Here is a 9,707-nt window from a genome sequence, read left to right as displayed (position 1 = left end):
TAGGGAGAGTCAACGTAACTAGACTTGTGAATTGTCCTCTTCGCCGCAGATACTCTCTCAAAGGACTGTACTTAGAACCGACATGTCGAGGTGCAACGATTCTTCTTGCACAGTTCAGGCATATGAAGTCTCTTTGTTCGCTCCACAAATTCACGGTCATGCAGCTTCGACAGTAAAGCTTATTGCATCTGGGGCAACGCCTCAACGAGTAAAGGGATAATACTCTGCCGCAGAGAGCGCATTCGTCTTTCATACAAAAGATAGTAGTGCACTCAAATTGAAAAACATGCTGATAAAAAAACAGTTTTACTCAAGGCATTTACATTTCTTGCAGAGGTGCAAAAACTATGAAGAACGTTAGTGTTCCGCTCACTAGGGCAAAGCAGTGTTTTTTGCAGAGGGGTCTCCACTTATAGCTGTTTAGAAGCTTCATGACTTTCCACCGAAACGCATTAAATATCATATTTTGTATGTCTTTTATTATCGCATGGTTTTCTAAATAGTGTCCAAATATGGATTGTTATTTTTCATTTATAATTCATAAGGCTTTTCTAAGATACCAACCGCTTCTACGCTTACAACAATAAGAAATGTGATTAAAAATGAAATTCAAGATTTTGCCAGCAGTTTTGCTTGTTGCGTGCATGTTAACGATGCTTGTTGTAATTCCAACTCCAGTTTCAGCAAATGATTTGTTAAAGGCAGACTTTAAAAAAGAAAGTTTCGCCAAAACCATTGACTACTTCGACTATGCAAGAGCATGGGCTCAGCTTCACGGGTTGCCAAAGCCAGCGAACAATTGGCACGCTTACGTTTACATGACTTACGTTAACAAAATGGGTTTACAGATGTTGTATACAGGGTTGCGTAACATCAGTTTAGTGAATCTGGCTTATCTTACAATTCCAATGCAGACTCTTCTGTTGCATTATAAGACTGAGAATAACAGTAGAGACGTGTTAGTTGCATCCTCTTTCTTGATGATAATGGGGTTCAACGACACTACAAAGTCAATTTATCCAGACTCACCTGACAGAAATGACACTCTTTGGGCATCCTTTAGCTTAGGTGCCAATCTCCCGAACATCGATCTTCCAGTGTTTAACAGCAAATCAGAAGTTTTCCCCTTAACCTCGTCTGAAGATGGACTAACTTGGAAGTGGGGAATGAGATACACCAACCTAACGGCTCTTTGGATAACGACATCTATTACAGACGAAAATGAAACTAATACAAGCAGTCCGTGGGGACTAGCAACCTACGATGAGTTAACATTCAATTACACCCTTACAATAGACCCAAACACACACAAAGCAACCATAAGTCAAGACCATGTTATAGGTCGAATGCGCGCCCTCTGGGTGTTCCCCTTCATCCACTACAACAGCACAGGTTGTTACCTACTTGGTGTAAAATTACCGAATGAGCCAAACATTTATGGGTTCCTTTACAAGCACAACGTCAAAATGAGCATTGCCGACTTTCAAACGTCAGTAATGCTGGACAGAGACACTTACAGCACCTCTGCCAGCGGACAGAACGTAACAGACAATAAAGTTCTCGTCAGCAATTCAACCATATCAACCTACGCAGACGATGGCGAGAAAATTTTTGACACTGCTTTCGGCGTAAAAGAAACCTACAACCTCTTCAACTACACCGAAGACCCCACTGAAAGCACACCACACACCTATGACGCTGTCGCCAGAACCACTGAGATTGGCGGCTATGCAAAAAACAAAGACCTCTTCAACTTCCACCGGAACTTTGCGATATATTTGCCTCTAATTTTGGTGAATATGTATCCTCAGCTTTATGAAAGAGCAAAAGAGAGCATAACAAACATGACGCGGGCAGATTACCTCTACTTGATCTCCTATCCAAACTACAGCGGCTACAGAATAGTGCATGACCCAACATATACCGTTTACTTTGCCCCAACCGCTTCAGCTGAACCTGGCCTCGGAGGCTTTGTGGTGATTACGGCAATAGCAGGCGTAATAATCGCCGTTGCTGTTGTCATTCTAAGGAGAAAGGGTTCAAAAAGACAATCCGAACCGCTAACAAGACAACCCTCACTGCTGCCGCCACCACCCTCAACAATCTAGCGTCTCCCTTTACTTTAGTATTGAATTTCTTAATAACAGAATTTCCAAACAGCAAAAACCTTCACATTTTTGTATGACCGCCTTGTTCAACCTTTGTTGTAGAACACTGATGGGTTTGGGAATAAGAGACTGCCTGCATGAAAAGGCAGAGGAGTCAAGGCACAACTAAACTGTCAGCTACATAATGATTGTGGTAGGCCCTCGTATTTCTTGTAGGCAGAGTCTTAGAGACTATTCTCGAAGTAGGAAACCCAAGCTTGATTCTCTTCATCCCATTTCAACACTCAACCAACCACTACAGCCTGTTGGGCTTGTCTTTCACCGTCATAGACGTAGCATTTCTCGTTTTAGGGATGACTCTCAGCATTTACTATGCAATGGATAGAAGTTGGTACATGGCAGAGCTTTGCAAAGTGCATCAAATAGAAGAAAGATGGCTTAAAAAACGCTGCTAGAACAGGTTGCTTAAAATTGTTTGAAGATCGAGTATGGTAAAGATGAGAGAGACCACGACCGACACCGCAACCATGATAAGTATTGCTTTTGGTTCCACAGGCAAACTTGTCGTCTCTTCTTCGGTCTTTTTTTCTATGGCATACTCTTTTATTTCGCTTGTAACAGTGTCTATTTGCACCTTTGCAAGCATTTTCTTTCCAATTTCTACCTCGACAAGATAGCGCTGGTTCTCTACGAAAACATGTTTTGGCTTGACTCCTTTTTTGTGTCCAAGCGATTTTAGAAAAGACATGGCTATTGAGGTGACTTGTTGCGCATTGAGGGGGTTAGTCTCTGGAGAAGTTCTTTGAAGCGGTCTTGGAGCGGCTTTTTCACGGGCTATCGCCATTTAGCATGTCACCTATCTCTCTATATTTCCGAAAACGGTTTGTAATAAGAAATCGTGCGTATTTTGTCTAACAAACCTTGCTGTTGTAAAGACTTTAATCAACCGGTAACAACCTAACATAACTCAGACGCTTTCGAGCATAACATTAGCGAAAAAACGGTGATTGAATGAAAACACTGAAAACCAAGAACGGAGTGATGTTGAAAGCTCACGTGAAACCCAGATCAAGAAGTTTCAGAATCCAAATTAATGATGAGCTTGTAATATTTTGCAGACAACCACCTGTTGAGGGAAAAGCTAATCGAGAGTTGATTAAGGAGCTTTCGAAGATTTTTAAAAGAAAAGTCGAAATTGTTTCAGGTAGCCGTTCAAGGATAAAAGATATTTTGATAAAAGATACTACTAAAAAAGAAGTCTTGAAAGCCCTGAAAACATAGAAAAAACGGGAGTTATGACTGAAAAGCTTTTCTATGTGTGGTTTATTCACTCAAAAAAATGCTACGTGTGTACTGCACGATGTTGACCCGTTGAAATACGACAAGATCATGCGAGACATGGCTGGCACGAAAGCAGAGTATAGAAAAGCCATGCCGTTCTTGAACATTTTCAGCGAGGATTCGACGAAAATTGAGCGCGCCGAGGTTGATGACCGGTTTGATGCTTTGCAACGAGAAGTTGTGGATCTGAGCAAGAGTTTGGACGCTGCTCTAAGACGAGAAGACTCTGTGCTTCGCGGATTTACCAAAAAATAGCTTCAGTCACCTTTTACATGTTCTATCGATTCGCACGCGCACCAAACGTGGAGGTATCTCCCCTGTAGCCCTTTTTTTCCAATTCCGCAAGCATACATTTCATTCCTATAGCGCGCGAATAAATGATGGTAGAGTGTGCTTATACATGCAAAACCGACAAAACCTCAACGAAGCCCCACAAAAAGTGCGCGCAAAGGTCTTGCCTTCTAGCAATCAAGTCGCCAATCAAAGCGTCAGTGGTTTCAGTTATAGTTCTTCTGCAAAACTGTTGAAGTTGGTTGGTGTGTCAAAAAAAGAGTGAAGGTTTAGGGTATAGCTTATGGTTTACGGCATGCGCACTCTGACCGTGTCTGCGCCTAAGAATGTTATTGTGTCGACAGATCCTGTTATATAAAAGCCAACGCTGTAGAATGGCCCGTCTTCGATTTCCAAGTCTGGCTCTGTTAGGTAATCCCTTATTGCAGCTCTGCTAAACTTGACCATCAGGTCGGACACACCGTCAAGGTCATAATCTCCAATCGCTGTAGGAGCGGCAGGATCCACATAGAAGTCTGCTCCGTCAGCAGTGAGTACAATTGAACTAACATCGATGTTTGCAACGTCGAAGCCCGTAGGTAACTCAATGTATGCACTTATCCATTCACCATTGCTTTTCAAGTTCAAGGTGTCTGGATCGACATTTACAGTAGCCTCAATGCTGGGAAGGGAAAGTACATACAGCCCATCACCCCTTGTCATGATAATGTCATTTACACCGTCACCAGTTACATCAGATACTTTGGCGCTCCCACCGAATGACAGTCTCCAAAGTTCGTCAAGATTATGGTCTAGGACTGCCAGTTCCCCTGTACCGACGACATTGGCAATTATCTCGAGTTCACCGTCGCCGTTTATGTCGTTTACGAGTTGCGGCACGTAGCCCGTTGCACTATCTATAACGGTTAGATTGTAATCTAAAACCAAAAGATTACCTACGGTGTCCCTGACAAGAACTTCGTCTTTTCCATCTTTGTTGATGTCAGCAATCGCTGCCGCGCTATACGGTGCGGTGTTGTAGGGGCCTTTGTAGCTTTTTATGCAATTGCCGTTGGAATCCCACAGGAAGATCTCAGGCCAACCAGGATAAAGCTCGGGCCAATGTTGATGGAATATTATAATTTCCTTAGTTCCGTCTCTGTCGAGGTCAACGATCTTTGCATATGCCGATCCATCATTATGCCCGCCATGTAATTCCTTAGTGAGGATTTCATCTCCGTTTTCGTTTATTACGACTACGTAGATGGAGTAATCACTTGTGTAGGTGTTGCTGCCTTTCCCATACCCAGCGGCTCCGTTATGCACAGTGTGCCACCAGCCGTTCGTGATATCCAATGTGCCGTCATTGTTTAAGTCCGCAATGCTGTTTCCTATGGGGTTGCCAGCCGCGTAAAGCCAGAGTTGAGCTCCTGTATTGTAGTCGAAAAGACAAGCACCCCGAGGATTGGCGACATAATTGCTTGTTATGCCGCAATAGATTTCTTTGTCTCCGTCTTTATCAACGTCGAATACTGCGACTGCATTCATGAGGCCATCATAGCTCACAGTTCCGCTTAGGGTTTTGATTCGATTTTGGTTGCCGTCATACACGTATATGTTTTGTATATAGTAGCTCGTTTTTCTTGAGACAAATATCTCTGGAACGCCGTCTCCTGTAACGTCTTCCAACATATTCAAACGGAGCCTTCCCACTCCATATGGCTCGTCTTGTCCAAGTATCGTTTCTGTCCACAGCACAATGCCATCACCGCTGATTACTTTAAGATTGTCACCGCTGACCTTAACAACTTCTAACTTGCCGTCACCATTCACGTCACCCGTCAAAGCCATCAGATTTTTCCCTTCATGAGGGGAAGTCCACAGCACCTCGAAAGGCTTGTCCGGGATGTGATACTTTGATGGATAGGGATAGTATCTTGTTCGAGCCAAATCACACTCGCCAGTCATCCAGCCTTCAGGGCTTCCTGTAGTTCCGCCTGCGTGCGCTAAACCCAACGTGAAAACACTTGCTACAAGAAGTGTAAGCATCATAGTCGACAACGTTTTCTTCTTCATTTTAATCACGCTTTTAGCATTACCAAGCAAATCTGTATTTAAAGTCTATGAGACTTTGTTCTATTGTTACAGACGTAGCATAAACAGTATATGCTTGTATCAATTGCTAACAACATCTCAGCGGCATTTCACGTCATGTACCGGGGGCCTAGTTACTTGAACAAAAAGAAGGGAATCAGCATTATGACTAGCCTGCGCGCGCGGTTTATTTCTTAATTTGAAATGAACAGAAAATGTTCTGATCCAGAACTGATTATCTACACTACAATAAATTACTAGGTGTAAGGTATGCCGAAAGAGGGGTTCAAGGTCGTCGCAGTGAGAGAGAAGGCATATGATTTAGCAAAGAGAATAACTGAGGACGACGGGCAGAGTCTTACTGACGTCGTGAGCCAAGCAATAGAAGAGTATGGAGGAGATAGAAGGAAATTGCACAGAGAAGTTCTGGACCTGATCAAACTTTTAAAAAAAACGCGAGGCTCCTCTGGGTCGTAAGATCGAACAGTATTGCTCGACCTCTTTTCTTATCCTTAAGAGTTATGCACACCAGTTGCTTGTCTACGACAAACTTTGGCATGCTGAGACAAAAACTTCCTCTTATTAGTAAAATGGACTTGGTTCTACTTTTTGCCGCGCTTTATCTTGGCAATCATTTCTTCAGCATCCCTTTGGATGTCGGGATCGGAAGCTTGGAGCAGTTTAGTGAGTCCAGGTACTGCCCTTTCACCGCTGTTGATGATTGCTGCATTAAAGTTCGGTTTCCGACAACCATAACCATAATAGTCGACCTCAGGGACTTTAGTACGATGAAATGAGATTAACATCCAGTCATCGACGGAACCCAACTCAAGCACAGCTTCCGCAAGAGCTCGGTAGGCATCCTGCCACTTATTTTCGGCTTTTCTGGAGCTGGAATGAACGTAATCTTGAGTTTTCAGGAGTTCAGCAACCATTTTTGGTACAGCTTCTCTCACCTTTAATTTATGGAGTGCCCGAGCTGCCTCGGCTTTGGTTGAAAAGTTCACATTCTCCAAGGCTTCTAGAAGTGCTGGGATCAAATCGGGTTCTCCTAGCGCAGCAAGTATCTTCACAACAGTATCTTTGGTTTCATTGTTTCCCTCGTGCAAAGCAGTTTGGAGCCCTTTCTTTCCTTCTTCCCCGAAGTAACCAAAAATCTTTCTGACGAAATCGTCTATGGGTTTTAACTTACATACCGATAGACGATCGGTTGGGCGCGCGTGCGCACGCATTTTAACGTATTCATCGTACCATTTCGGCATTCCCGCGATTACAGCTTCGAGCGCCTTGTTGTTTCCAATCTTGGCCAAGGCTTCCACCGCTTCTGGGCGGGGCAAAGCATTTGCAATGTCAGAAATCGGGACAGAATCACCTATTATTCCCAAAACCCTGACGATACCATTTATTGCTTCCTCTGGATTCGAGCGCTCGTATCTTGAACTACTGGTCTCAACAAATGCGCGAGAGAGGGCTGACGTCAAGTAAGGAATGGCTTTTGGTCCGAATAGACTGAGTTGCACAACAGCGACTTCCTTGACACTCTCCAAATCGCTCCGCAACGCACGTATAAGTAGCCCGACCTGTTCTCGAAACCGAGCATCTTCATCGTACTTCAAGAACATACACTCAACTGTTTCTACTGATGACAGCGGATTAACTTTTCGCACTCGTACTACATATTGACATGAAGTATTCCTACTTCAGATTCGACGCTCGTAATGCTCTAGGCACATTAAAGTATCTTTTGGCATTTGTTCAGTTATATATTCCGCGACAGTGAAAAGGTCGTAAAGTGACCAGAGAAACATTACGGCATAAATTAGGGCTATAAGTAGTCTTGCGTTCACTCTCACTCGCCTCTCTAGACCTCTGGAAGGCGCCAGCCTTCCTCTCGTTTCTTATGAATAACTTTCTGAATGGCTGGGGCAGATAGACCAAACTGAACATGGCGACATTGATCTTCACCACAGTAACTACAACGAATCCCCTCAGGCTTAAAGAAAAGCTCAGCAATTATGCCATTATCATTATCTTTAATTCGCACACCAGATTCACCCAAGTTGAAATGTTTAAGGGCTTCGACTTTATAACAAGGAGCTTTGCCGTATTTTCCGTCATCTGAAGAAATTACCGTTTCACGATAGAGAGAAGAGCGATGGCGATGAAGGCGATGCCCGCCAACACCTCGTTCCCCCCGCTAATTAGCCAAACTACTAAAGCCACGATAGCTGCAGGTAAAAGGAAAAAGAGAATTTTCATGATGACAACAAAGATTATGATGCCTAATACAAGAAGGACTAACAGCATAAGTAAACTAAGCAGCCCAAACGAACCTAGGCAAAAGTACAATGGAAACATAGATGCTTCTTCATGGTAAATACTGTGTACATTAAAAAGGCTTTCATCAAATATTCAGTCTCTATTTTTCGTGATGCGCAATTTTCTCTAGAGCATGCATATAGTTTAGTCGTTGAAGTTCATAGTGGACACTTAGATACAGTCCTACAAACAGCAGCGAAAAACCCATGATTATGAATAAGAGGGTTTTAAAAAATAGTCCTGCAACAGAAATGCATGAGCCTAATGCCCAGACGACTTCTCCGACAAGTCTGGCAAGGCGGACTTCGACAATTTTTTCTTTCAAATAGTCTGCTATTTCCAACTATTTTTCTCACCAGTTTCTTCTTGATGAAAATTAGAGAGGCAATATATAAGTGCTGACTAAGAACACGTGTCCGACCATATAAGTTTACGCTGTTGCTAAGTTAAATATGCCATGCATAAAGTAGTTTTACGGGAGAGCTATGAAACAAATAATAACGCTTCTTTCGGATTTCGGGTTGAAAGACTCTTACGTTGCAGAAATGAAAGCCGTCATACTGAGCAAATGTCCTGAAGTAAAAATTGTTGACATTAGCCACGAAATCGACAAATTCAACATTCGCATGGGCGCCTTCGTGCTCGCATCCGCAGCACCATACTTTCCAAAAGACACAGTACACGTAGCCGTGGTGGATCCTGGCGTTGGAACTAAACGGCATCCCATAATCGTAGAAACTAAACATAGCTATTTTGTGGGACCTGACAATGGAGTGCTTATATTGGCGGCGTCAAAGAAAGGCGTACGGCATGCATATGTCATTGAAAATCCACAATACATGCTTCCAAAAGTTTCGAAAACCTTTCATGGCAGGGACATTTTCGCGTCTGTTGCCGCCCATTTGGCAGCGGGAGTTAATGCGTCTCAGTTTGGAAAAGAGATTAGAGATTATGTAGAACCGGATTTTGTGAAACCACGTTTGAAAGGGGATACCGTGTTTGGCGAAGTATTGCACATTGACAGTTTTGGCAATATCATTACAAACATCTCGTCGAATATCTTGAAGAAGCTGGCTGTTCGTGAAAACGAGTCTGTCTGGATTGAAATAGGCAAGAAGACTGCAACTTTGAAGCTTTGTTCCGCTTATGGCAACGTTTCTCTAGGTGAGGCTCTTGCAATAGTTGGCAGTCATGGTTTCTTAGGGATCTCAGTGAATCAGGGTAATGCTGCAAAACGGTTTAAGGCAAGGTGTGGCGATTCAATTCAGGTTCAGCGGCGAAGTTATGGTTGAATTTTGTCGGTTTTAGCTAAGTCTTGGAGTCTGCTTACGCCGTCGATCTCTTCAATATATTTGGCGACACTTTTGGGTACGAGTGTTGTCCAGCTTTTGTTTTTCAGCATTCTCTCTCTTATTTCAGTGGCTAGGTAGAGATGGCGTTTTTTGAAGGGTATTGATTTGACTGGAAACCCAGATTCCATGAACAGTCGACATGTGAGGGACTCATTCGAATAGACATATTCAAACTTGGGCGTATAGCCTCTTACCTCTGCAACCCACATCATGTGAACGTGCA

Annotated in this window: 14 protein-coding genes; 6 read left to right on the top strand and 8 right to left on the bottom strand. The window is 43.2% G+C overall.

Going from position 1 to position 9,707, the window contains the following annotated elements:
• On the bottom strand, positions 1 to 253 hold a 253-nt coding region (locus OEX01_08595), incomplete at its 3' end, for a hypothetical protein (GenBank protein MDH5449039.1).
• Between the two features lie 349 nt (positions 254 to 602).
• Here OEX01_08595 and OEX01_08590 point away from each other — a divergent pair.
• The gene (locus OEX01_08590) at positions 603 to 2,108 is read left to right on the top strand and encodes a hypothetical protein (GenBank protein MDH5449038.1); all 1,506 of its coding nucleotides are present in this window, start codon (positions 603 to 605) and stop codon (positions 2,106 to 2,108) included.
• 257 nt (positions 2,109 to 2,365) lie between these two features.
• Positions 2,366 to 2,563, top strand: coding sequence for a hypothetical protein (locus OEX01_08585; protein ID MDH5449037.1), 198 nt, complete (start codon positions 2,366 to 2,368; stop codon positions 2,561 to 2,563).
• On the opposite strand, the gene OEX01_08580 is transcribed toward OEX01_08585, so the two are convergent.
• Entirely contained in the window at positions 2,560 to 2,952 is a 393-nt protein-coding gene (locus OEX01_08580; protein MDH5449036.1) for a hypothetical protein, read from the bottom strand. The genes OEX01_08585 and OEX01_08580 overlap by 4 nt on opposite strands.
• Positions 2,953 to 3,119: 167 nt before the next feature.
• Between OEX01_08580 and OEX01_08575 the strand changes: the two genes are divergently transcribed.
• Together OEX01_08575 and OEX01_08570 are read left to right on the top strand one after the other, a co-directional pair.
• Positions 3,120 to 3,389 carry a DUF167 domain-containing protein gene (locus OEX01_08575; protein MDH5449035.1) on the top strand — a complete coding sequence of 90 codons (270 nt, stop codon included), beginning with the start codon at positions 3,120 to 3,122 and terminating at the stop codon, positions 3,387 to 3,389.
• 33 nt (positions 3,390 to 3,422) lie between these two features.
• Positions 3,423 to 3,704 (top strand): hypothetical protein, encoded by a 282-nt coding sequence (locus tag OEX01_08570; protein ID MDH5449034.1) that lies wholly within the window; start codon positions 3,423 to 3,425, stop codon positions 3,702 to 3,704.
• Between the two features lie 324 nt (positions 3,705 to 4,028).
• Here OEX01_08570 and OEX01_08565 read toward each other — a convergent pair whose 3' ends face one another.
• A complete protein-coding gene (locus OEX01_08565) occupies positions 4,029 to 5,795 on the bottom strand; it encodes a VCBS repeat-containing protein (GenBank protein ID MDH5449033.1) in 1,767 nt (588 codons plus the stop codon).
• Between the two features lie 288 nt (positions 5,796 to 6,083).
• Between OEX01_08565 and OEX01_08560 the strand changes: the two genes are divergently transcribed.
• Positions 6,084 to 6,290: a hypothetical protein gene (locus OEX01_08560; GenBank protein MDH5449032.1), complete on the top strand. Its 207-nt coding sequence runs from the start codon at positions 6,084 to 6,086 to the stop codon at positions 6,288 to 6,290.
• Positions 6,291 to 6,415: 125 nt separating this feature from the next.
• On the opposite strand, the gene OEX01_08555 is transcribed toward OEX01_08560, so the two are convergent.
• The 4 genes from OEX01_08555 to OEX01_08540 form a co-directional block, all read right to left on the bottom strand.
• Positions 6,416 to 7,429, bottom strand: coding sequence for a HEAT repeat domain-containing protein (locus OEX01_08555; GenBank protein ID MDH5449031.1), 1,014 nt, complete (start codon positions 7,427 to 7,429; stop codon positions 6,416 to 6,418).
• A 245-nt stretch (positions 7,430 to 7,674) separates the two neighbouring features.
• On the bottom strand, positions 7,675 to 7,872 hold the full coding sequence (locus OEX01_08550; GenBank protein MDH5449030.1) for a hypothetical protein: 198 nt from the start codon (positions 7,870 to 7,872) through the stop codon (positions 7,675 to 7,677).
• A 68-nt stretch (positions 7,873 to 7,940) separates the two neighbouring features.
• A complete protein-coding gene (locus tag OEX01_08545) occupies positions 7,941 to 8,120 on the bottom strand; it encodes a hypothetical protein (protein MDH5449029.1) in 180 nt (59 codons plus the stop codon).
• Between the two features lie 112 nt (positions 8,121 to 8,232).
• Positions 8,233 to 8,457, bottom strand: coding sequence for a hypothetical protein (locus tag OEX01_08540; protein MDH5449028.1), 225 nt, complete (start codon positions 8,455 to 8,457; stop codon positions 8,233 to 8,235).
• Positions 8,458 to 8,617: 160 nt separating this feature from the next.
• Between OEX01_08540 and OEX01_08535 the strand changes: the two genes are divergently transcribed.
• A complete protein-coding gene (locus tag OEX01_08535) occupies positions 8,618 to 9,424 on the top strand; it encodes an S-adenosyl-l-methionine hydroxide adenosyltransferase family protein (GenBank protein ID MDH5449027.1) in 807 nt (268 codons plus the stop codon).
• Here OEX01_08535 and OEX01_08530 read toward each other — a convergent pair.
• Positions 9,415 to 9,707, bottom strand: a 293-nt coding sequence (locus tag OEX01_08530) for a nicotinamide-nucleotide adenylyltransferase (GenBank protein MDH5449026.1), incomplete at its 5' end; no start/stop codon positions are given. The two genes, OEX01_08535 and OEX01_08530, sit on opposite strands and share 10 nt — an antisense overlap.

The sequence above is a fragment of the Candidatus Bathyarchaeota archaeon genome, from assembly GCA_029882535.1.
GTDB lineage: Archaea > Thermoproteota > Bathyarchaeia > Bathyarchaeales > SOJC01 > JAOUKM01.
This window is presented reverse-complemented; position numbering and strand designations above follow the sequence as displayed.

Excerpts from the sequence above, each read along its gene's own strand:
- OEX01_08565 (MDH5449033.1), bottom strand. The coding sequence starts at position 5,795 with ATGAAGAAGAAAACGTTGTCGACTATGATGCTTACACTTCTTGTAGCA.
- OEX01_08580 (MDH5449036.1), bottom strand. The coding sequence starts at position 2,952 with ATGGCGATAGCCCGTGAAAAAGCCGCTCCAAGACCGCTTCAAAGAACT.
- OEX01_08535 (MDH5449027.1), top strand. The coding sequence starts at position 8,618 with ATGAAACAAATAATAACGCTTCTTTCGGATTTCGGGTTGAAAGACTCT.
- OEX01_08590 (MDH5449038.1), top strand. The coding sequence starts at position 603 with ATGAAATTCAAGATTTTGCCAGCAGTTTTGCTTGTTGCGTGCATGTTA.
- OEX01_08575 (MDH5449035.1), top strand. The coding sequence starts at position 3,120 with ATGAAAACACTGAAAACCAAGAACGGAGTGATGTTGAAAGCTCACGTG.
- OEX01_08545 (MDH5449029.1), bottom strand. The coding sequence starts at position 8,120 with ATGCTGTTAGTCCTTCTTGTATTAGGCATCATAATCTTTGTTGTCATC.
- OEX01_08570 (MDH5449034.1), top strand. The coding sequence starts at position 3,423 with ATGTGTGGTTTATTCACTCAAAAAAATGCTACGTGTGTACTGCACGAT.
- OEX01_08560 (MDH5449032.1), top strand. The coding sequence starts at position 6,084 with ATGCCGAAAGAGGGGTTCAAGGTCGTCGCAGTGAGAGAGAAGGCATAT.